Annotated in this window: 23 protein-coding genes; 10 read left to right on the forward strand and 13 right to left on the reverse strand. The window is 69.9% G+C overall.

Annotated elements, in window-relative coordinates; genetic code table 11:
* Nucleotides 1–68: 68 nt before the first annotated feature.
* The gene (locus ACIBI9_RS45155) at nt 69–488 is read left to right on the forward strand and encodes a hypothetical protein (protein WP_397232223.1); all 420 of its coding nucleotides are present in this window, start codon (nt 69–71) and stop codon (nt 486–488) included.
* Between the two features lie 440 nt (nt 489–928).
* On the opposite strand, the gene ACIBI9_RS45160 is transcribed toward ACIBI9_RS45155, so the two are convergent.
* The 5 genes from ACIBI9_RS45160 to ACIBI9_RS45180 all read right to left on the reverse strand — a co-directional run bounded on the left by ACIBI9_RS45160 (nt 929) and on the right by ACIBI9_RS45180 (nt 7,453).
* Complete coding sequence (locus ACIBI9_RS45160; RefSeq protein ID WP_397232225.1) at nt 929–1,753, reverse strand: type II secretion system F family protein; 825 nt, start codon at nt 1,751–1,753, stop codon at nt 929–931.
* A gap of 559 nt (nt 1,754–2,312) precedes the next feature.
* Nucleotides 2,313–3,020 carry a type II secretion system F family protein gene (locus tag ACIBI9_RS45165; protein ID WP_397232227.1) on the reverse strand — a complete coding sequence of 236 codons (708 nt, stop codon included), beginning with the start codon at nt 3,018–3,020 and terminating at the stop codon, nt 2,313–2,315.
* A 22-nt stretch (nt 3,021–3,042) separates the two neighbouring features.
* Nucleotides 3,043–4,227: a TadA family conjugal transfer-associated ATPase gene (locus tag ACIBI9_RS45170; RefSeq protein WP_397232229.1), complete on the reverse strand. Its 1,185-nt coding sequence runs from the start codon at nt 4,225–4,227 to the stop codon at nt 3,043–3,045.
* Nucleotides 4,224–5,264 carry a septum site-determining protein Ssd gene (gene ssd, locus ACIBI9_RS45175; RefSeq protein ID WP_397232231.1) on the reverse strand — a complete coding sequence of 347 codons (1,041 nt, stop codon included), beginning with the start codon at nt 5,262–5,264 and terminating at the stop codon, nt 4,224–4,226. Before ssd ends, ACIBI9_RS45170 begins: the two co-directional genes overlap by 4 nt.
* A gap of 1,406 nt (nt 5,265–6,670) precedes the next feature.
* Complete coding sequence (locus ACIBI9_RS45180) at nt 6,671–7,453, reverse strand: oxidoreductase (protein ID WP_397232233.1); 783 nt, start codon at nt 7,451–7,453, stop codon at nt 6,671–6,673.
* A 308-nt stretch (nt 7,454–7,761) separates the two neighbouring features.
* Here ACIBI9_RS45180 and acs point away from each other — a divergent pair, with 308 nt between their 5' ends.
* Nucleotides 7,762–9,735 (forward strand): acetate--CoA ligase, encoded by a 1,974-nt coding sequence (acs, locus tag ACIBI9_RS45185; RefSeq protein ID WP_397232235.1) that lies wholly within the window; start codon nt 7,762–7,764, stop codon nt 9,733–9,735.
* Nucleotides 9,736–9,905: 170 nt separating this feature from the next.
* On the opposite strand, the gene ACIBI9_RS45190 is transcribed toward acs, so the two are convergent.
* Nucleotides 9,906–10,037 (reverse strand): hypothetical protein, encoded by a 132-nt coding sequence (locus ACIBI9_RS45190; protein ID WP_397232237.1) that lies wholly within the window; start codon nt 10,035–10,037, stop codon nt 9,906–9,908.
* Here ACIBI9_RS45190 and ACIBI9_RS45195 point away from each other — a divergent pair.
* Genes ACIBI9_RS45195 through ACIBI9_RS45205 form a run of 3 tightly spaced genes read left to right on the forward strand, consistent with a single transcriptional unit; the run spans nt 10,036 to nt 11,826 of the window.
* The gene (locus tag ACIBI9_RS45195) at nt 10,036–10,476 is read left to right on the forward strand and encodes a phage holin family protein (protein ID WP_397232239.1); all 441 of its coding nucleotides are present in this window, start codon (nt 10,036–10,038) and stop codon (nt 10,474–10,476) included. The two genes, ACIBI9_RS45190 and ACIBI9_RS45195, sit on opposite strands and share 2 nt — an antisense overlap.
* Entirely contained in the window at nt 10,466–11,386 is a 921-nt protein-coding gene (locus tag ACIBI9_RS45200) for an alpha/beta fold hydrolase (RefSeq protein ID WP_397232241.1), read from the forward strand. The genes ACIBI9_RS45195 and ACIBI9_RS45200 overlap by 11 nt, the downstream gene beginning before the upstream one ends.
* Complete coding sequence (locus ACIBI9_RS45205) at nt 11,383–11,826, forward strand: DUF309 domain-containing protein (RefSeq protein WP_397232243.1); 444 nt, start codon at nt 11,383–11,385, stop codon at nt 11,824–11,826. The genes ACIBI9_RS45200 and ACIBI9_RS45205 overlap by 4 nt, the downstream gene beginning before the upstream one ends.
* A 10-nt stretch (nt 11,827–11,836) precedes the next feature.
* Here the strand turns inward: ACIBI9_RS45205 and ACIBI9_RS45210 are convergent, their stop codons facing one another.
* Nucleotides 11,837–13,027 carry a MarP family serine protease gene (locus ACIBI9_RS45210; RefSeq protein WP_397232245.1) on the reverse strand — a complete coding sequence of 397 codons (1,191 nt, stop codon included), beginning with the start codon at nt 13,025–13,027 and terminating at the stop codon, nt 11,837–11,839.
* An 81-nt stretch (nt 13,028–13,108) separates the two neighbouring features.
* Between ACIBI9_RS45210 and ACIBI9_RS45215 the strand changes: the two genes are divergently transcribed.
* Nucleotides 13,109–13,621: a HEAT repeat domain-containing protein gene (locus ACIBI9_RS45215; protein WP_397232247.1), complete on the forward strand. Its 513-nt coding sequence runs from the start codon at nt 13,109–13,111 to the stop codon at nt 13,619–13,621.
* Here the strand turns inward: ACIBI9_RS45215 and ACIBI9_RS45220 are convergent.
* Complete coding sequence (locus tag ACIBI9_RS45220) at nt 13,618–14,265, reverse strand: NUDIX hydrolase (protein WP_397232249.1); 648 nt, start codon at nt 14,263–14,265, stop codon at nt 13,618–13,620. The genes ACIBI9_RS45215 and ACIBI9_RS45220 overlap by 4 nt on opposite strands.
* 40 nt (nt 14,266–14,305) lie before the next feature.
* Nucleotides 14,306–15,028 (reverse strand): endonuclease III, encoded by a 723-nt coding sequence (gene nth / locus ACIBI9_RS45225; protein WP_397232251.1) that lies wholly within the window; start codon nt 15,026–15,028, stop codon nt 14,306–14,308.
* Nucleotides 15,029–15,113: 85 nt separating this feature from the next.
* On the opposite strand from nth, the gene ACIBI9_RS45230 reads away from it, so the two are divergent.
* Nucleotides 15,114–15,554, forward strand: coding sequence for a hypothetical protein (locus tag ACIBI9_RS45230; RefSeq protein ID WP_397232253.1), 441 nt, complete (start codon nt 15,114–15,116; stop codon nt 15,552–15,554).
* Nucleotides 15,555–15,720: 166 nt separating this feature from the next.
* The gene (locus tag ACIBI9_RS45235; RefSeq protein WP_185069893.1) at nt 15,721–16,401 is read left to right on the forward strand and encodes a Crp/Fnr family transcriptional regulator; all 681 of its coding nucleotides are present in this window, start codon (nt 15,721–15,723) and stop codon (nt 16,399–16,401) included.
* Here ACIBI9_RS45235 and ACIBI9_RS45240 read toward each other — a convergent pair.
* Genes ACIBI9_RS45240 through ACIBI9_RS45255 form a run of 4 tightly spaced genes read right to left on the reverse strand, consistent with a single transcriptional unit; the run spans nt 16,383 to nt 18,603 of the window.
* The gene (locus ACIBI9_RS45240; RefSeq protein WP_397232255.1) at nt 16,383–17,171 is read right to left on the reverse strand and encodes an MBL fold metallo-hydrolase; all 789 of its coding nucleotides are present in this window, start codon (nt 17,169–17,171) and stop codon (nt 16,383–16,385) included. The two genes, ACIBI9_RS45235 and ACIBI9_RS45240, sit on opposite strands and share 19 nt — an antisense overlap.
* Nucleotides 17,168–17,986, reverse strand: coding sequence for an NUDIX hydrolase (locus ACIBI9_RS45245; RefSeq protein WP_397232257.1), 819 nt, complete (start codon nt 17,984–17,986; stop codon nt 17,168–17,170). The genes ACIBI9_RS45240 and ACIBI9_RS45245 overlap by 4 nt, the downstream gene beginning before the upstream one ends.
* Nucleotides 17,987–17,992: 6 nt before the next feature.
* Nucleotides 17,993–18,451, reverse strand: a complete 459-nt coding sequence (locus ACIBI9_RS45250; protein WP_394501529.1) for a RidA family protein — start codon at nt 18,449–18,451, stop codon at nt 17,993–17,995.
* On the reverse strand, nt 18,448–18,603 hold the full coding sequence (locus ACIBI9_RS45255) for a DUF4177 domain-containing protein (protein WP_091100512.1): 156 nt from the start codon (nt 18,601–18,603) through the stop codon (nt 18,448–18,450). Before ACIBI9_RS45255 ends, ACIBI9_RS45250 begins: the two co-directional genes overlap by 4 nt.
* 179 nt (nt 18,604–18,782) lie before the next feature.
* Here ACIBI9_RS45255 and ACIBI9_RS45260 point away from each other — a divergent pair, with 179 nt between their 5' ends.
* On the forward strand, nt 18,783–19,754 hold the full coding sequence (locus tag ACIBI9_RS45260) for an ArsA-related P-loop ATPase (RefSeq protein ID WP_397232259.1): 972 nt from the start codon (nt 18,783–18,785) through the stop codon (nt 19,752–19,754).
* Nucleotides 19,751–20,878: an ArsA family ATPase gene (locus ACIBI9_RS45265; protein WP_397232261.1), complete on the forward strand. Its 1,128-nt coding sequence runs from the start codon at nt 19,751–19,753 to the stop codon at nt 20,876–20,878. Before ACIBI9_RS45260 ends, ACIBI9_RS45265 begins: the two co-directional genes overlap by 4 nt.
* Nucleotides 20,879–20,907 lie beyond the last annotated feature (29 nt).

The following is a 20,907-nucleotide window of genomic DNA, read 5'->3' on the forward strand; positions in this document are numbered from 1 at the left end:
AACTCGGGAGGGTGAGGTGCGGGCATGAAGGACATCCTTCCTGATGATCAAGGGTGACCTCAGGTCAAGTGTCCGGAGAACTGGGGGAACCTCAGGAGGAGGTCAAGGCCGCACTCACGCAGCGAGAAGCCGAAAGACCCACGGCGTACGTGCCTGAGGCGGGCCGTACTCCGGTCCCGTGGTCGGCCCTGACCTTGGAGCGGCTATGGCGTGCCGAGCACCGTGAACGCTATCCGTGGTTCACCGAGGAGGGCCTGCCCTCGAGGGTGCCGAAAGAGGCGTGCCGCATCCGGGCTGCCTGGTTCAGCAACTTCTTCCAGTCCAGGTCGGGCAGACGTAAAGGGCGCAAGGTCGGCGTCCCCAGTTGGTGCAAGCGGAAGCACGGCTCGAGGTACCGCTACGACACCAACCGTGCTCAGCCTGAAGAGGCCCGATGGGTGCGACTGCTCGGCGTCGGCAAGGTTCGCGTGCTCGAGGGCATGGTGTGACTCACGAACCGCATCGCGAACGGGTGCGTCCGAGTGATCGGCTCCACGGTCGATGAGCAGGCCGGCCGCTGATGAGTGTCGTTCCAAATTGAGATCGCCGGACCGGACTCAACGGACAGCGCGCCGTACCCGACAATGCACCCGCATGTGGGATTGGTACGGACGTGAAGACGTTCGCCACGATCGTGGACGACGACGGCACTGTCACAGATCGACGCACCAGAGCCGCTGCAGGCAGCCCTGCGGAGGGCGAGCAAGGCCGTGTCGAAGAAGAGGCTGGGCTCGAGCAACCGGGTCATGGCAATGAGACAGCTCGCCACGTTTCGCCTCGACGTGGCCAGCCAGCGGGCTGATTTCCTACACAAGCCCACGACGAAGCAGGCGAGGTTCGGCCCTTGGTGATCAGCTAGTTCTGGAAATGTTGAAGCTGTGTCGTTGCTTCAGGGGATGATGATCGTGGAGGCCAGGCCGGCTATCACGGGGACGATTCCCAGCAGGACGAATGCCGGGAGGAAGCAGAGGCCGAGTGGGGCTACTGCTTTTACGCCGACGCTTCTGGCTGAGGCGACGGAATCGGCTCTGGCGGCTTCGCGGGCGTCGTCGGCCAGGCGGGTCAGGACGTCCGCTACCGGTGCGCCGCTTTGAGCCGCTCGGCTCATGGCTCGGGAGAGTTGGGCCGTGGCTGGGTCCTTGGCGAGGGTGGCCCAGGTGGGGTCGGGATCGGCGCCCAGGCGTAGTTGGGTACTGACCCATTTCAGTCGCCGGCCGAGGGGGCCGCCGATCGCGTTGGCAGTGATGTCCGTGGCGTCGCTCACCGGGCGGCCGGCGAGCAGGCATGCGGTCATCAAATCGGCGGCGAATGGGAGGTCTGCTGCGATTTGGCGCCGGTCGTGGTGGGTCTGCTGGGGTTGTTGTTTCTTGTGGAGGAAGGTTGCGGCGGCCGGGGTGATCAGGAGGCCGGCGATGGTTCCGGGGATGCCACCGATGAGGAGTGCGGTGAACAGGCCGGTGCAGGCGGCGATGGTGATCGTCTTACGGGTGATGCGGGTTTGGGGGGAATCTTGCCAGAGCGGCTCGTCACTGCGGGGTTGCGTTTGCTGGTTTGGATGTGGCTGTTGAGGGTGGGGATTGGGTGGCGGGCGTAGTCGGGATAGGCGTTCTGTGGGGGTTCGGGGGGAGAACCACAACCACGTGGCGAGGCCGGCGAGCAAGGCTGAGAGACATTCGAGCATCAGGCGGGGTCCGATCGGTTCGGTGTGGTGCACTTGGTAAGTGGCGGGCTCTGACGCTCTCCGTGGGTCGACGGGCTATCCGTGGCGGGCTCCGCGTGAGTTGGCAGGCTCCGCGTGAGTTGCGGTTCCGAATGGGCGATGGTGCTGTGCTGTGTCGCCTGTCCCGATAGGTGACGGCGCTGTATATGGCTGACGGTGCTATGTAGCTGATGGTGCTCTGTTGGGGGACAGTGCCGTGTGCGGGTGACGGTGCTATGTAGCTGGCGGTGCTGTATGAGTAGCGGTGCTATGTAGCTGGCGGCGCTGTGCGGTGGCGGTCATATGTAGCTGACGGCGGTATGCGGTGGCGTATGTAGCTGGTGGCGCTGTGCGGTGGCGGCCGTATGTAGCTAACGGCGGTATGCGGGTGGCGGTCTAGCTGACGGCGGTATGCAAGTGGCGGTCGTATGTAGCTGACGGCGGTATGCGGGTGACGGTCGTATGTAGCTGGCGGCGCTGTGTGGATGGGCTGCTCCGTGGGGGTGGGTAGGTGTTCGGGCCCCGTGTGTATGTAGGGCGCCCTCTTGGGCTGGGTCTGTGGTTGGGGCGTTGGTTAGGTTTGCGCTTGGGTGGCCATGCGGTTGGTCCACCACAGGCCGCAGGTGTCGAGGGCGATGCCTGCTACTAGGCACATGAGGCCTGGGAGGCTGCCGAGGAGGAAGTCGAGCGGGTGCATGTTGAGGGCTGCGGCCATGAGGAGGCCGAGGGCTGGGAGTACGGCCAGGAGGCGGGCTGTGGTGCGGGGGCCTGCGAGTTGGGCGGCGACGTCCTGGCGGTGGGCTTGGGCTGCGCGTAACGTGCTCGCGACTCGATCGACCAGTGCGGCCAGACCCGCACCTACCGCGACGCCTACTTCCCAGCAGGCTGCCAGTTGGCGGAGGCCCTCGCCGCCCTGGGGTGGGGCCGATGAGGTGAGGGCTGCGGAGACGTCGCCGCCGTCTCTTGCCGCGGCGACGACCGGGCGCAGGGTTTCTGCGGCGGGGAAGTCCACTGAGGCGATTGCCCTGGTGAGTGCCTCTCCGGGGGTGCGGCCGGCCGAGAGCTCTGCCGACAGGGACTGGCATAGCTCGATTGATGCGTGGCGCCAGAGCTGCGCGCGGCGGGCCGGGGTGGGACGGGTTAGGCGGGTGGTCAGGGAGGTCCAGTGGGGGTTGTTCCTGCCTGTGACGAGTCTGGTCAGGCGGGTGGTGGGGGTGTCTGGGGCCGTCCACAGCCAGACTGCGCAGGCTGTGGACAGTGTTGCTATGAGGGCGCCGGTCATATCGTGGCCTTCGTGCGGGGAATCATGGCTGGGCTCTTCGGGTGAGGGCTTCGTAGGCGGGGCCGGGTTGGGAGTTGCCCTTTGCGTCGAAGGTCAGGGCCGGGATCGACTCGACGAAGCCGGCTGACGTTCTGGAGAGCAGGCAGATCTCGGCGATGCGGCGTCGGCCGTCCGGGCGGCCGCGGGTCAGGTGAATGACCGCGTCGAGCGCGGCGGCCAGTTGGCTGTGTACGGCTTCCCTGGTCAGGCCTGCTGCGCAGCCCAGTGCTTCGAGGCGTGGGGGGACGTCGGCGGCGGTGTTGGCGTGGAGGGTGCCGCAGCCGCCTTCGTGGCCGGTGTTGAGGGCGGCCAGCAGGTCGACCACCTCGCTGCCTCTGACCTCACCTACCACCAAGCGGTCCGGGCGCATGCGCAGCGCTTGGCGTACCAGGTCGCGCAGGCTCACGCCGCCCGCGCCCTCGAGGTTCGCCGGGCGGGTTTCCAGGCGGACGACGTGGGGGTGGAGGGGGCGGAGCTCGGCTGAGTCCTCGACCAGGAGCAGGCGTTCTGCCGGGTCGGCGAGCGAGAGCAGGGCTGACAGGAGTGTCGTCTTGCCGGTGCCTGTGCCGCCCGTCACCAGGAAGGCCAGCCTGGCGGTCGCCATGGCGGTCAACACCGGGATGGCGGATGGGGTGATCGTGCCCGCCGACACCAGGTCGTCCAGGGTGAACGTACGGCGTGGCGGTAGGCGTAGCGAGACGCAGGTGCCGCCGGACGCCACGGGTGGAAGCACGGCGTGGAGGCGGACGCCGCCGGCGAGCCTGGCGTCCACGTACGGGGAGGCGTCGTCGAGTCGTCTGCCCGCGACGGACGCGAGGCGCTGGGCCAGTCGGCGGACTGCCCCGTCGTCTGTGAAGGTCACAGAGGTACGGCGCAGGCCGCTACCGTCGTCTATCCAGACCTCGCGTGGGCCGTTGACCAGGACGTCTGTTACGTCTGGCCGGGCCAGGAGCGGCTCCAGAGGGCCGGCACCCATGAGGTCGGCACAGAGGGCCCTGGCCACTGCGAGGATCTCCGCGTCGCCGTACACGGATTTCTCGGCCCGCAGGGCTACTGCCACCTGGGCGGCGCTGGGCTCGACGCCAGCTCTGGCCAGGCGTACGCGGACTGCTTCCACCAGCTCCTGGGATACGGCCCCTGCGGGGGTGGGTGATTTCGGGGTGGTCATGTCGGGAGGAGGTCTCGTAGGAGTGTGGTGCACAGGGCGCCCATCACGGTGCGGGGGCCCAGCTTGGGCAGCTCGCCCCGGTTGAGGGTCGCGGTGAGTCTGGGCTGGTCGGGCAGGGTGCCGGCGGACGGGATGCCCAGGGCGCCCGCGGCCATCTCGTCGTCCACCACACCTGGACGGAGGATCGCGCGGATGTCCGAGGTGTGCTTGCGGGTCTCGCCCAGCACCTGTACGGCCGAGAGGATGCCGCGTACGTCTGCCGTGGCGACCATCAGCGTGGTCTTCGCTCTGGTGAGGGCCTCGATCGCGGCTGGGTCGAGGTGGCGGGGGAGGTCGACGACTATCAGGTCGAAGCCTCGTTGGCCTGCCTCCAGGACGGAGCGCATGGCTTGGGCTGGGATCGCCGCCACCTCGCCTCTGTGGAAGGAGAGAACTGCCAGGTCGCCGAACGACGGCAGTGCGGCCTGAAGTGCGCTGGAGTTGATTCGGCCCTCCCTGGCGACCAGGTCTCCCCAGCGGGCGCCCGGGGCCTCCTCGTGGCCCAGCAGTGCGTCTATGCCGCCGCCCAGTGGGTCGGCGTCCACCAGCAAGGTACGGAGGTGGTCGCCCGAGGCGCGCAGGGACAGGCACGCCGACAGCACGCTCGCGCCTGCTCCGCCTCGGCCGCCGATCACGCAGATGACGGATCCTGAGCGGGGGTCGGGCTCCATGGCGTCCGCCAGCCGCTCCACCAGGTGGCGCTCGTCGTTGGGAAGGGTGACGACGGCCTGGGCGCCCACGGCCACGCATTTTCGCCATGTGTCCGGGTCGTCGGGGGCTCGGGTCACGAGGAGGACCTGGTCTCGGGTGGGGGGTGAGCTCGCGGCCACGGCGTCTGCTTGGTCGGCGCCTACTGCTATCAGCGGGGCCAGGTTCCAGAACGGGCGGGCGTGGGCGGGGATGTGGGCCACGTCGAGTTGGGCGCCGGCTGCGGCGGCTATGCGGACCAGGTCGTCGAGCAGGGCGTGGTCTTCGGTGATGACCAGGGGGCGGTGCATGTCGGCCTCTCGGGGGGCGGGGTGGTGTCGGGAGGCCAACGTTGCTGGAGGTGGGTGGGGTGGGGAGAGGGTGAACGGGGTTCTGGGGATTGTTGGGTGGGGGTTGGGTGGGGCCTGTGGATAAGCGGCGGCATGGCTTGGAGGGCAATGGGGATGTGTTGCTGCTGACGTCGTGGAGGTGGTGAAGGCCGCCGTGCTCGGGCGTGTGCGTGTTGGGGTCGGGGGTGGGGTGCGGGATCCCGGAGGCTCCGGCGGGGAAGGTGGATGCCGGCATGCTCAGGCGGGTGCGGTGGGCTCGGATTGCGGGTGCCGGGGGCCCAAATGGTGGCGTGGGGCGCGGGTGCAGGAATGCTCGGGCGCGGCCGTGGGGTGGGGCGTGAGTGCGGCATGGGAGGGCGCGCGAAGTGCGGTGGTTGGGTGCCGCTGCGGTGGAGGCATGCTGGCGGGAGGTGCTCGGTGAGCGGGCTCGGTGAGCGGGCGCGGTGAGCGGGCGCGGTGGTGGAGACGCCCCGCGGGAGGGTGCGGTGGGTGTGGGCCGCTCGGTAAGAGGCCATCCGCAGGAGGGCGGTGGCGGGGGGCTCGGTGGAGGGCGCCTGGGAAGGCGCCGTAGCGAAGAGCGCTCGGGGAGAAGCGCCGCCGTGGGAAGGCGCCGTAGCGCAGAGCGCGTGGTGAGAAGGCGATCCGGGGGAAGGCGCCGTAGTGGGGTGCCCGGGGAGGGCGTGATTGGGTGAGGGGGCTTGTGGAGGGCGCGGTGGTGGATCGCGGTGTGCGGAGCTTGGGGTGGAAAAGGGGCGACCCCCGCCGGGGGGGAGAGCGGGGGTCGCCTGATCGGTCCGGCTCCGGGGGGGTAGAGCCGGTCCCGTTTCAGAAGAAAGCTTTCATCACTTCACCAGAGCCTGGCAAGGGACTGGCAAAGCTACCCCGTGCACGGTCGCTCCAGTTTCGGGCGATACCCCCGTATGCTGCCCGATGGACTCGAGTTTCGTCGAGGAGCAATCTCGCATTTTCGCCAAGTTTTTTGTCTTTGGCATAACGATCACATAAAGGTGGTCACTCTCCGTAATCATCACAGGTTGGTAACCAGATCACGGAGGGTGGTCATGGCGATGTATGCCAGGACCCCGCTCATGGCCGGGTAAAGGTCTTGGTCCGAGGGCTTCCCATCAGGGCGGATCCGACGTAGAAAGGTGTCACGGACCACTTGTCCGGGCGCATCAGCCGGGTACCCACGCGCGACCAGCCGCGGGAGGCGCGTCGTGACGGGCTTGACCCGCTCCGACGAATAGAGGTGCACGCTTGGTAACCCGGTGTGATGCGCCGGCAGACGGCGTCTCTTGACTGAGACGCCGTCAGCTATGTCGGCGGCCCGGCCAAACGCTCCCACCTGCGCTTCCGCCGCCGCGGCCTCACCCTCGTTGCATCGCCTCGCAGATGGCGGTCGCCTCGCGCACTCCGAGACTTACTGCGGAGGCACACTGTTGTACCCACTGCGCGACGCCCTCCGGGGTCCCGCTCAGGTACGCCCTCAAGCCCTCGGTGTACGAGCTCTGCTCCAGGTGTCCCACCTCCACCGCCACAAGGGACTTCGGGTCCAGGCCGTACTCGACCAGGGTCAGCCGCTCGGCCGCGCGCGCCACGATCCCGTCCGCCGTACCGAAGGGACGCAGTACGGCCAGCTCGGCGTGTAGGACGGCGGCCAGCACGATCGCGGGCGCCTTCGTGGGCCGTTCGAGCAGCCCGAGCAGCCCCTCCATGCGCGTCGCCGTCTCCGAAGCGCCGGGGGCGGGCCCCAGCCCCAGCGGGTCCGGCGCCTCGTCCACCGCCCGCGGACGGCCCAGGGCGGGCTGCGGCGCCAGGCCGGCGGCCGCCACCGTGTGCAGGCGGGCGAGCACCTGCCTCGGCGCCGCCCTCCACGTCGAGCCCAGGCGGCCCAGCTCCGCCGACGTTCGCAGGGCTCCCTGGACCAGCGGGTCGTGGACCTCGTCTCTGCGCAGGGCGTCGAGGGACACGTCCATACCTTCCAGGGCGGCCGAGGCCCGGGCGCCGCGCAGCGACGACTCCGTGGAGACGGCCGGGCTGGCCCGGCGCAGGACTCGGTGGCGGTACAGCCGGTCGACGGCCTGCCTGGCGGAGTCGACCGCCTCGGGGACGCCGGGGAACTCCGCGATGACAGCCAGTGGGTCACTCACGGAAACCGACCTTACCCGCGGGTACGACCGTTCCCGCTCCACCGGGTGACGACCGTACCGGCGCCCCGGGCGGAGGCGGCGCGCGCCCAAAGGTGACGGTGGGTTGAGAAATCCCGGCGGCCGAATATGCCTAACCCTTTATGGGTCCCCACATGATTTCAGGATGACAACGTTTCAATAGCGGTTGTCATGCGACCTGATAAGCGACGCCCCTCGGTACAGACCTGTCTAGACCTCTTGTGTGTGGAGGCCGTGAGCTGGTGAAGTGGGACACGACCTATCCAATCTGGCCATAGAAGGAGCACGAGGTGGCCCCGGAGACCCCTGGCAACGAGACCCAGGCGCTGTCCAACCTGCTACAGGAGAATCGCCGGTTCGCACCGCCGGCCGACCTGGCGGCGGCCGCGAACGTGACCGCCGCCGCATATGACGAGGCCGCCGCCGACCGTCTCGCCTTCTGGGAGCGTGCAGCCGAGAGGCTGGCGTGGGCCAAACGGTGGGAGACGACCCTCGAGTGGAACGCCCCCTTCGCCAAGTGGTTCGTCGGCGGCGAGCTCAACGTCGCCTACAACTGCGTCGACCGCCACGTCGAGGAGGGCCGCGGCGACAAGGTCGCCTACTACTGGGAGGGCGAGCCCGAGGGCGACACCCGTACCCTCACCTACAGCGACCTCCAGCGCGAGGTCAGCAAGGCCGCCAACGCCCTTCAGGAGCTCGGCGTCGGCAAGGGCGACCGGGTGGCCGTCTACATGCCGATGATCCCCGAGCTGCCGATCGCGATGCTGGCCTGCGCCCGCATCGGGGCGATCCACTCGGTGGTGTTCGGCGGTTTCTCGGCCACGGCGCTGAAGAGCCGGATCGACGACGCCGACGCCAAGCTCGTCATCACCGCCGACGGCGGCTACCGCAGGGGCAACCCGTCGGCGCTCAAGCCCACGGTGGACGAGGCCGTCGCCGAGTGCCCGCAGGTCGAGAACGTCCTCGTCGTACGCCGTACCGGCCAGGACGTCGCCTTCGGCGAGAAGGACGTCTGGTGGCACGACCTGGTCGACCGGCAGAGCGACCAGCACACCGCCGAGCCCCACGACGCCGAGGACCCGCTGTACATCCTCTACACCAGCGGCACCACCGGCAGGCCCAAGGGCATCCTGCACACCACCGGCGGCTACCTCACCCAGACCGCCTGGACGCACCACGCGGTCTTCGACCTCAAGCCCGAGACCGACATCTACTGGTGCACGGCCGACATCGGCTGGGTGACCGGCCACTCCTACATCGTGTACGGCCCCCTCGCCAACGGCGCCACCAGCGTCATCTACGAGGGCACCCCCGACACCCCGCACCGCGGCCGGTTCTGGGAGATCGTGCAGAAGTACAAGATCACGATCCTCTACACGGCGCCCACGGCGATCCGGACGTTCATGAAGTGGGGCGACGACATCCCCGCGAAGTTCGACATGTCCAGCCTGCGCATCCTGGGCTCCGTCGGCGAGCCGATCAACCCCGAGGCGTACGTCTGGTACCGCGAGCACATCGGCGGTGAGCGCTGCCCCGTGGTCGACACCTGGTGGCAGACGGAGACCGGCGCCATCATGATCAGCCCGCTGCCCGGCGTCACCGCGGGCAAGCCGGGCGCCGCGATGCGCCCGCTGCCCGGCATCGCCGCCGACGTGGTGGACGACCAGGGCAACAGCGTCCCCGACGGGGGCGGCGGCTTCCTCGTCGTACGCGAGCCGTGGCCGTCGATGCTCCGCACGATCTGGGGCGACGACCAGCGCTACATCGACACGTACTGGAGCAGGTTCGAGGGGATGTACTTCCCCGGCGACGGCGCCAAGAAGGACGGCGACGGCGACCTGTGGCTGCTCGGCCGCGTGGACGACGTCATGCTCGTCTCCGGCCACAACATCTCCACCACGGAGGTGGAGAGCGCGCTGGTCAGCCACCCGAAGGTGGCCGAGGCGGCCGTGGTCGGCGCGACCGACCCGGTGACCGGCCAGGCGATCGTGTCGTTCGTGATCCTGCGCGGCTCGGCGGAGGAGAGCGACGACATCGCCTCCGACCTGCGCAACCACGTGGCCAAGACCCTGGGCCCGATCGCCAAGCCGCGCCAGATCCTGGTCGTGCCCGAGCTGCCCAAGACCCGCTCCGGCAAGATCATGCGCCGCCTCCTGCGCGACGTGGCGGAGAACCGCAGCATCGGCGACGTCACCACCCTGGCCGACAGCACGGTGATGAACCTGATCTCGGAGAAGCTCCCGTCCGCCAAGTCCGAGGACTGATTCCACATTCCAGGCGTATGTCCCAATAAAGAGGGACATACGCCTGGCTCCTGAGACCCTGGGGCGAAGCCCGGCGTACCCGACGCGGGCGCTATCTTGTTCGATCGGGTAGTTCTGGGATAGCGGGACTCGCGCTCGACAAGTTTCGGCGTGTTCGGGGCGCCTGGCTGTCAGCGCGGCTCGGCCTGGCGAAACTGTCGGAAGAGCTCCTGGCGGCGGTGCCGCTGCACACGGTACGAGAGCGTCGCATCGCGCTGGATGATGTTTGACACGGCCGCCAGGCCTCGATAGGAGACGTTCATGCCGCAGACTCCCGAGGAAGAATCCCTGGGCTCGCTGGTCGCCCAGGCGAGCAGTCAGATCTCGGACCTGGTCCGCTCGGAGATCGAGCTGGCCAAGGCCGAGTTCAGGTTCGACGCCAAGCGGGTCGGCACGGCGGGCGGCCTGTTCGCCGCCGCCGCCTTCATGGCGCACCTGTGCCTGATCCTCGCCTCGTTCACGATCGCGTTCGTGCTGGCGCAGTGGCTGCCCTACTGGCTGTCCTTCCTCATCGTGACCGTGTTCTACCTGCTGGTGGCGGGTCTGCTGGTGTTCGTCGGAGTCAGGCGGCTCAAGGGACTGGCCGGGATGAAGCGCACCGCCAGGTCGATCAAGGGGCTCAAAGAGATCGCCACGCCCGAGGACGAGACGCTTCCGGCGGTGCGTCCCGATCGTGAGCCGGTGACACGTGATGGCACCTGACGAGTCGGTCGTACAGATCGAGGGACCCTGGACGCACCGCGCGGTCCACGCGGGCGGCACCCGCTTCCACGTGGTCGAGGCGGGCGAAGGGCCGCTGGTGCTGCTGCTGCACGGGTTCCCGCAGTTCTGGTGGACGTGGCGCAACCAGCTCGTCTCGCTCCCCAAGGCGGGTTACCGGGCGGTCGCGGCCGATCTGCGCGGCTACGGCGGCAGCGACAAGCCGCCGCGCGGCTACGACCTGCCCACGCTGGCCGCCGACGCGACCGGCCTGATCAGGGCGCTGGGCGAGACCGGGGCGATCGTGGTGGGGCACGACTGGGGCGGGCTGCTGGCCTGGACGATGGCCGTGCTCGACCCCAAGTGCGTGCACCGGCTGATCGCCGTGTCCGCGCCCCATCCCCTGCGCCAGCGCAAGGCGCTGCTGACCGATCCGTTCGGCCAGCTCAGGGCCAGCCGGCAGTCGCTGGGCCACCAGCTGCCGCTGCTGCCCGAGCACCGGCTCAGGCGCCGCGACGCGGCCCTGGTGGGCAGGCTGCTCGACGACTGGTCGCGGCCCGGCTGGCCCGATCCCGAGACCGCGCGCACATACCGCGAGGCGTTCCGCATCCCCGCCGTGGCACACTGCGCGCTGGAGTACCACCGCTGGTTCGGCCGCTCCCAGCTGCGTCCCGACGGCCGCCGCTACGCCAGGGCCATGCGCACCGAGGTCGAGGCCCCCACGCTCCACCTGCACGGGGCACTCGACCCGCGCGCCCTGCCGCGTACGGCGCAGGGTTCGGGCCGCTACGTGGCGGCCCCGTACCGGTGGCGGCTGCTCGAAGGAGCCGGCCACTTCCCCCATGAGGAGATCCCCGACGTGTTCGACACCGAGTTGCTCGGCTGGCTGGCCGATCCGGAGCCCGAACGATGAGAGACCGCGATCCCGAGGGCAGGCCCCGTAACGCCAGGCCGCGCGACGCGTACGGCAGGCCGCTCCCCTACGGCGAACCCGGCGTCCCCCGGGTCCCCGACGACTACGCCCCCACCTCCGAGCAGGCCCTGGCCGACGCCCGCGGCTTCCTCGGCGAGGGACTGCCGTTCAACGCGCACGAGGTGTTCGAGGGCCGCTGGAAATGCGCGCCGGAGGACGAGCGCGAGCTGTGGCAGGGCCTCGCGCAGATCTGCGTCGGGCTGACGCACCTGCAGCGCGGCAACGGGCGCGGTGCGCTGACCCTCTTCAGCCGTGGCGCCGCCAGGGTCCAGGGGTACGGCGGCGCGTACGACGCGGTCGGCAAGGCGGCCTCGGGGTTCGGCCAGGACAGCGACCCCGACGAGGCCGTCGCCGCGATCCTGGACAAGCTGCCCGACTGAGAGCCGGGCGTCAGTCGCAGTTCTGGGTGCTGGCCGGGGTGGTGTCGTTGCGGCCCTGGGCCGCGTCGGGGGCGACCTCCTCGGCCGTCAGGACGTAGCCGGTCTCCTCTTCGTTGATCGCGGCGGCGAAGATCACGCCGTAGACCCGGCCGTCCACCGTGAGCAGCGGGCCGCCGGAGTTGCCGGGCAGCACCTTGCCGCGGATCGCGTAGACCTTGCGCCTGACCGTGGCGTCGCGGTAGATGTCGGGCCCCTCGGCGTCGAGCTGGCCGCCGATCCTGGCCGGCTCCGCGGTGAACCCCTTGCTCTTGGGGAACCCGGCGATGATGGCGCTGTCGCCGCGCGAGCCCTCGCCGTCGAAGGAGAGCTGCGGCAGGTCGAGGCCGGGCACGTAGAGGACGGCGATGTCGCGGCGCGGGTTGTAGCGCACGACGGTGGCCGCGTGCGGCGTGTTGTTGGAGTCGATGACCTGCAGGTCACGGGTCACGCCGGCGACCACGTGGGCGTTGGTCATGATGCGGCCGGGGGCGTAGACGAAGCCGGTGCCCTCGATGTGCTTGTTGCAGCTCTCCGCGTTGCCCTGCACCTTGACGATGGCCCGCCGGGCGCGGCTCAGCTTGGCGCCCTGCAGCACGCTCTGGTCGGGCGGCGGCACGTCGACGATCGTGCCCGCGCCGATGGCGTCGAAGACGGGCGGGAACTCCGACCGGTCGATGAACTTCTTGAACGGCTGCTGCCAGTTGCGCGCGGCCTGCGGGATCACGTCGTCGACGGTGGTCAGCAGCGCGGAGTTCTTCACCTGGTCGACGAGGGGGCTGAAGGCCGTGGAGACGATCAGCGAGCCGATCAGCCAGGCGATGACCAGCACGGACAGCGCGCTGGAGAACGTGCCGCCGACCGCGTCGGCCACCTTGGCCGGCTCCCACGTGACGTGGCTGCGTACGACGGCGCCGAGCGTCGAGGACGCGAACTGGCCGATGGTCGCGGCCAGGAAGACGATCACGATCGCCAGCAGCGCCTGCGGCGTGTCACCGCTGACCAGGGCCTTGGAGATCGGTGGCGCGATGAAGACGCCGAGCACGGCCCCGCCGACGAACCCCACGAAGCTCATCGCCCCGATGATGAAGCCCTGCCGGTAACCCGAGACGCCGAAGGCGATCACGAGGCCGATCAAGATGAGGTCAAGCAGATCACCGCGCACGTTTCAAAGGTAACCAGGGATACGGTCAAGTGTGCACGTCTTCCGCCAGGACGGCGTCACCGCGTGGCTACCTTGAGCGGTATGCCGTCGGCCGAGGGAACAGTGCGCGATCTCATCGAGGCTGCTCTGTGCGACACCGACCCCGACGGCCCCCTGCGCTGGCACGTGATCTCCGTGCTGCGCCAGCGAAGTGATCTGGAGTCCTTCATCGAGGCGCGCCGGCTGTGCGCCGCGAACACCGTGGCGGAGCGGCTGCTCGGCGTGGACATCATGGGGATGCTGCGGCCGTTCGTGGACCGTACGCTGCCGGTGCTGCGCTATCTGGCGGCCAGCGAGGACGACGCCGTGGTGCTCTACTCGGTGCTGATCGCGTTCGGGCACCTGGCCGATCCGCGGTCGCTGCCGTCGGTGATCGAGCTGGCCGGCCACGAGGACGCGCGGGTGCGCTACGGCGCCGCGTACGCGCTGCAGCACGTGCTGGGCGACCCCCCTGACCGGGCCGGCCTGGAGATGCTGCGCGCGCTGGCGGCCGACAGCGACAAGGACGTGGCGGACTGGGCCTCCCTGGGCGTGGCCCTGCGATCGCCCCGCTAACCCCTCGATGCCAGGTCGATCACTTCCTGCGGGAGGTCCTCCACCTGCGCGGGGTCCCACGGACGCTCCAGCCCGCCCTCGCGCAGCACGGTGTCGAGCACCATCGCGGTGAACCCCCACACCAGCATCCCCCGCACCCGGAACGCGGGCCCCGCCGTCCCTCTCGGATGCCGCAGCGTGACCCGGTTGGCGGGATCGACCAGCTCGGCGATCGGCACCCGCTCCACGGACTCCACCTCGCGCGGCGAGGCCGCGTGCACGGCCGACGGCTCGCGCCACCAGGCGATCACGGGCGTGACCCGGTTGTCGCTGTGGCCGAGGTACAGCTCGGGCATCGTGCACAGCACGTGGACGCCCGCGGGATCGACCCCGGTCTCCTCCTCGGCCTCGCGCAGCGCCGCCGCGACGGGCCCTCCGTCGTCGGGGTCGACGCCGCCGCCGGGGAAGGCCGGCTGGCCCGCGTGCCTGCGCCCGTGCGTGCTGCGCTGGATGAGCAGGACGTCGGGGCCGAGCGGCCCCTCACCGAACAGCATCAGCACCGCGGCGGCCCGCCCGCTGCCGTTGGGAGGCGTCCACCATCGCGGTACGTCGAAGCGCTGAGCCTGCGCCGCCAGTGTGTCGAGCCAGTCGGGCACTTGGGTCACGCATCCTCCAACACGCCGGGACACCGGGGACTTCCCGCGATCACGAGAAGGGGCCGGACCTGACGAGCTTCTCGGCCTCGGCGGCCGCCGTGGGGCCGGTGCCGTACGACGGGCAGAGCGCGGCCAGCGGGCACACGCCGCACGCGGGCCGCCGTGCGTGACAGATGCGGCGGCCGTGCCAGATCACCCGGTGGGAGAAGATGGTCCACTCGCGTTTGGGCAGCAGCTCCCCCACGACGTGCTCGATCTTGACGGGGTCGGTCTCCTCCGTCCAGCCGAAACGCCGTACCAGCCGCTGGAAGTGGGTGTCGACGGTCAGCCCCGGCACGTCGAACGCGTTGCCCAGCACCACGTTGGCGGTCTTGCGGCCCACGCCGGGCAGGGTGACCAGGTCCTTCAGCTTGCCGGGCACCTCGCCGCCGTACTTGTCGCACACCGCCTGCGCCATGCCGATGATGCTGTTGGTCTTCGCGCGGAAGAAGCCGGTCGAGCGGATGATCTCTTCCATCTCGGACCGGTCGGCGGCGGCATAGTCCTCCACTGTCGGATATTTCGCGAAGAGGACGGGGGTGACCATGTTGACCCGCTTGTCCGTGCACTGGGCGGAGAGGATGGTCGCGACCAGAAGTTCTAACGGGTTGCCGAAGTCGAGCTCGCAGTGGGCCTCTGGATAGGTGTCCGCGAGGATGCGGTTCATCTTGCGGGCCCGCCGTACCAATGCGAGCCGGGTCTCCGGCTTGCGCCCCGCCGCGTTCGTGGCCATGCCGCAAGACTAGAAGCTTCCGCGAAGTGTTGAACCCAGGACCGCCTTGCTCGCGTACAAGGGGGCGACACAGGAGGCGGTGGCCATGAGCGGTCAGGGTGCGGTGCTGTCGGACTTCGTGCGTACATCGGGGCCTTTGCGGGGGCAGGCGCTGCATCGCCTGGCCCTGACCTGCGCCTCCGCGGTGGCCAAGCTGCACGCCCGCGGCAACGTGGGGCTCCGGCTCAGCCACGAGAGCGTCGCGCTCGGCGCCCACGGCCAGGTGCTGATCGGCTGGCAGCCCGGCGTCACGCCGGGCTCGGCGGCCGACGACGTGCTGGCCTGGGCCGACCTGGTGGTCTTCGCGGCGACGGGCCGCACGGACGGCAACCTCGCCGTGCTGCCTCCCGCGCTGCACCTGGCGGTACGGCAGTGCCGCCAAGCGGACCCCACTTCCCGCCCACGCGCGGCCGACGTGCTCCGCGTGCTGCTCGGCCAGTCGGTGGCGGCCGCGGTGGCCTCCGTGGACGGTCTGCTCGCCTCCTGAGCCCCTTCTGCCGCACAGGGAGGGTCGATAGCCCCTGAAATCAGGGCATCCGGTACCTTTCCCCTGGATACGACTCATCCGAAAAGCGCAGAACACTCCAGCATTCCCATAACCTGTGTGTGCCACGCAGAGTGGGGTGAGTCACAATGGCAGCAGAGGAGGCAGAGTGAACACCGAAGATGTGCTGGGCAAGGCCCCCCTGTTCGCCGCGCTGGACCGCGAGAGCGCCGCGGCGCTGCGTACGAGCATCACGGAGGTCCAGCTCTCCAAGGGACAGACGCTCTTCCACGAGAACGAGACCGGCGACCGGCTCTACGTCGTGCTCGAAGGCAAGATCAAGCTGTCCCGCACCTCGCCCGACGGACGGGAAAACCTGCTGAGCGTGCTCGGGCCGAGCGAGATGTTCGGCGAGCTGTCGCTGTTCGACCCGCGGCCGCGTACGGCCTCGGCGACGGCGCTGACCGACGTGCGGCTGGCCGGGCTCGGCCACGACGACCTGCGCCCCTGGCTGACCGGCCGCCCCGAGGTGGCGCTCCACCTGCTGCGCGCGCTCGCCCAGCGGCTGCGCCGCACCAACGACGTGCTGGCCGACCTGGTCTTCACCGACGTGCCCGGGCGCGTGGCCAAGCAGCTGCTCGACCTGGCCGAGCGGTTCGGCACCAAGACGGACGACGGCCTGCGGGTGCACCACGACCTGACGCAGGAGGAGCTGGCGCAGCTCGTCGGCGCCTCGCGCGAGACGGTCAACAAGGCGCTGGCCGACTTCGCCCAGCGCGGCTGGCTGCGGATCGAGGCCAAGGCCGTGGTCATCCTCGACATGGACCGGCTCTACAACCGGTCCAGGTAGTCGAGCTGGGCCACGACCGACATCTCGGCGGCGGCCCAGAGTGAGCGGTCGACGTCGGCGTACACGATCTTGACGATCTCGCGCGGCGTGCGCGCGCCCTGGGCGCGCGCCGCCCTGATCTGGTCGAGGCGCTGCCGCCGGTGCGCGATGTATCCGTCGAGCGCGGCGATCGGGTCGGGCAGCACGGGGCCGTGGCCGGGCAGCAGCGCCCGCGCCTCCAGGCTCTCCGCGGCCGCCCTGAGCCGGTCGAGGCTGCGCAGGTAGTCGGCCAGGCCGCCGTCGCGGGCGATGATCGTGGTGCCCCTGCCGAGCACGGTGTCGCCGGTCAGCATCGCGTGGTCCTGCGGCAGCCAGAAGCAGAGCGAGTCGAACGAGTGGCCCGGCGTGCCGTACACGTGGATCTCCAGGCCCGCCACGGTCACCACGTCGCCGTCGGCCAGCCCTTCGTCGCCCAGCCGGTGCCGCGGATCGAGCGCGCGGACGGGCGCGCGCACCATCTCGGCGAAGCGCCTGGCACCGCCGCTGTGGTCGAAGTGCCCGTGGGTGAGCAGGATCTCGGTGACGCGCCGCTCCCCGAGGTGATCGCGTACGCGGAGCAGATGCGACTCGTCCTCCGGCCCGGGGTCGACGACCACGACCTCGTCCCCGCCGATGACCCAGGTGTTGGTGCCGTCGAGCGTCATGGCGGACGGGTTGGGCGCGAGCAGGTTCTCGGCGTGCTCGGTACGGGAGCCGTCGGGCGTCCCGATCGGGATGTGCAGCCCGCTCACCGGGTCACCAGCCGCATCTCGCCCTGGATCTCCACGGCCCTCGGCATGATCGGCACGATCTCCCTGTGCTCGGCCAGGATCCCCGCCACGCTGTCGTGGGCCGCCAGCTCGCTCAGCGTGTGATAGGTCGGCGGCATCAGGAAGATCTCCCCCTGGTGCGCCAGCTCGATCGCCTCCGCGGGGCGCTTCCAGGCCACCTGGTCGGCCTCACCGCCGACGTCACGGGTGCGCTGGCCCTCGGGGAGCACGGCGACGAAGAACCGCGTGTCGAAGCGCCTGTGCTCGATCTCCGGCGTGATCCAGTGGGCCCACGGCTTGAGCAGGTCGGACCGGAGCACCAGGCCGCGCCTGGCGAGGAAGTCGGCGAAGCCCAGGCTCCTGTCGATCAGCGCCAGCCGGTCGGACTCCCAGTCGTCGCCCGTCGTGTCGGCGACCACGGACTCGGGCCCGGGACCGGCCAGCAGCACGCCGGACTCCTCGAACGTCTCGCGTACGGCCGCGCACACCAGCCCGCGCGCGACCTGCTCGCTCGCGTTGAAGACCGTGCCCCACTCGGCCGGCGACGGGCCGGCCCAGGCCACGGCCTGGTCGGTGTCGCGGGCGTCCACCGAGCCGCCGGGGAAGACGTACGCGCCCGCCGCGAAGGCCATCGTGGCCTTGCGCCGCAGCAGATAGACCTCAGGTGTTGTGCTCCCGCGCAGAATCACCACTGTGGCGGCGTCGCGGGTCGGGACCGGCTCGACCCTCCCGGCGAGGAGGTCTCGCGCCCGCGCGGCGAGCTCGACTGGAAGCGGCAATCCGGTCACATCGGTCATAGTGCCTCAGGCTACTTCGGCGATCAGCTCCACTTCCACAGGTGCGTCCAGCGGGAGGACGGCCACGCCCACGGCGCTGCGGGCATGCCTGCCCGGCTCGCCCAGCACCTCGGCGAGCAGCTCGCTGGCGCCGTTGCCGACCTTGGGCTGCTCGGTGAAGGACGGATCGCTGGCCACGAACACCACGACCTTGACGATCCGCACGACCTTCTGCAGGTCGCCCACCTCGGCCTTGAGGGCGGCGAGCGCGTTGAGCGCGCAGATGCGGGCCTGCTCCGCGCCCTCCTCCGTGGTCAGGTCGGCCCCGAGCTTGCCGGTCCGCTGCAGCTTGCCGTCGACGAACGGCACCTGGCCGGAGGTGTAGACGAGGTTGCCCGTGCGCACGGCCGGCACGTAGGCGCCCGCCGGCGCCGCCACCTCGGGCAGCGTCAGGCCGAGATCCGCGATCTTCTGCTCGGGGGTCACTGCTTCTCCCTCTTGAAGTAGGCGACGAGCTGCTCGGGCGTGGCACCCTGGACGATCTGGACCAGCTCCCAGCCGTCGGAGCCGAAGTTGTCAAGGATCATCTTGGTGTTGTGGATCAGCACCGGAGCGGTGAGGTACTCCCATTTCTTCATGAAGGTCAGCTTCTCACAAGAAACCCGCCCGCCGGCCTGCCTTGTGCCTGCTCAAGACCGTGGTCCCGGCAAGTTCCCGGCCGGGGTGTGAGCAATCTCAAAGGGTGGTCGTCGGCTTCCGGCAAGTGACCCTTCGGTAGCCTCGAATGGTGGACTCTCCGGACACGGATTGGGCCGGTGTGCGACTGCACGTGGTCACCGGCAAGGGCGGCACCGGCAAGACGACCGTGGCCGCCGCTCTCGCGCTCGCGCTGGCCGCGGGCGGTCGCAAGGTGCTCCTCGTCGAGGTCGAGGGCAGGCAGGGCATCGCGCAGATCTTCGATCTGCCGCCGCTGCCGTACGAGGAGCGCAAGATCGCCGTGGCGCCCTCCGGCGGCGACGTGTACGCGCTGGCCATCGATCCCGAGGAGGCCATGCTCGAGTACATGGAGATGTTCTACGGGATGCGCCGGGCGGGCCGGGCGCTGACCAAGATGGGCGTCGTCGACTTCGCCACCACCGTGGCCCCCGGCTTCCGCGACGTACTCGTCACGGGCAAGACGACCGAGGCGGTGCGCAGGCGGGGCAAGAACGGCCGCAGGGTCTACGACGCGGTCGTGCTCGACGCGCCGCCCACGGGCCGCATCACGCGCTTCCTGAACGTCACCCAGGAGGTGGCGGGCCTGGCCAGGGTCGGCCCGATCAAGAACCACTCCGAGCTGGTCAACGGGGTCGTGAAATCTCCCGAGACGGCGGTGCACTTCGTGACACTGCTGGAGGAGATGCCCGTGCAGGAGACGCTCGACGGCATCTCCGAATCGCGTTCGGCAGGGCTTCCCACCGGCGGCATTTTCGTCAACATGGTGCGCGAATCACTGATCCCACAGGCCGCTCTTGACACAGCTGTCAAGGGCCGCTTCGACCCCGGTGAGCTCGTGCTCGGTCTGAAGGCCGCCGGGGTGGCCGACGGGGCGGAGGCCACGTCGATGGCCGAGGCGCTCGCGGAGGAGATCGCCGAGCACGCCCACCGCACCGAGCTGGAGCGCGCCGAGCGCGAGTCGCTGGGCGAGGCCGGGCTGAAGAGCTACGAGCTGCCGCTGCTGGCCGACGGCGTCGACCTGGCCGGCCTGTACGAGCTGGCAGAGAGCATGCGCACCCAAGGAGCAGCGTGAAGAAGCCCGCCGCACTCGACATCGACGCGATACTCGACGACCCCGGCACCAGGATCATCGTCTGCTGCGGAGCGGGCGGCGTGGGCAAGACCACGACCGCCGCGGCGCTCGGGCTGCGGGCCGCCGAACGCGGCAGGTGCGCCGTCGTGCTGACCGTGGACCCCGCGCGCCGGCTGGCCCAGTCGATGGGGTTGACCGAGCTCGACAACACCCCGCGCCTGGTCAGCTCGCCCGAGGGCGGCGGCCAGCTCTACGCCATGATGCTCGACATGAAGCGCACGTTCGACGAGATCATCGAGGCGCACGCCGATCCCGTGCGGGCCCGCCAGATCCTGTCGAACCCCTTCTACCAGTCCCTCTCCTCCAGCTTCTCCGGCACGCAGGAGTACATGGCCATGGAGAAGCTGGGCCAGCTGCGCCGGTCGGACGAGTGGGACCTGATCATCGTGGACACGCCGCCGTCGCGGTCCGCGCTCGACTTCCTCGACGCGCCCGAGCGGCTCGGACGCTTCCTCGACGGACGGTTCATCCGGCTGCTGACGGCACCGGCCAAGGCCGGAGGTCGCAGCGCCTTCCGGTTGCTCAACGCCGGGTTCGGGTTGATGGCCGGAGCGATGACCAAGCTACTCGGCGCGCAGGTGATCAAGGATCTGCAGACGTTCGTCTCCGCGCTCGACGCCGTCTTCGGCGGCTTCAGGCAGCGGGCCGAGATGACGTACAAACTGCTGCAGGCCCCCGGCACGGCCTTCCTCGTGGTGGCCGCGCCCGAGCGGGACGCCATGCGGGAGGCGTCCTACTTCGTCGAAAGGCTCGCCGAGGAGCGCATGCCACTGGCCGGCCTGGTGGTCAACCGTGTGCACATGTCACCCGCCTCGGTCCTGTCGGCCGCCCGTAGCGCCGCGGCCGCCGAAGACCTGGAGGCGCGGGGCGAGCATGAGCTGACCGCCGCCGTGCTGCGGCTGCACGCCGGGCGAATGCAGCTCACCGCTCGCGAGCATCGCGAGCAGGAGCATTTCGTCTCGGCCCACCCCACGGTGCCCGTGGTGCAGGTTCGCGCCATGTCCGAGGACGTCCACGATCTCACTGGTCTGCGGCAGATCGGGGCCTTGCTGGCGAGCGCATGAAAGTACGGCCGGCGGACGGCGCCGGCCGT

The sequence above is a fragment of the Nonomuraea sp. NPDC050451 genome (genome assembly GCF_044458585.1).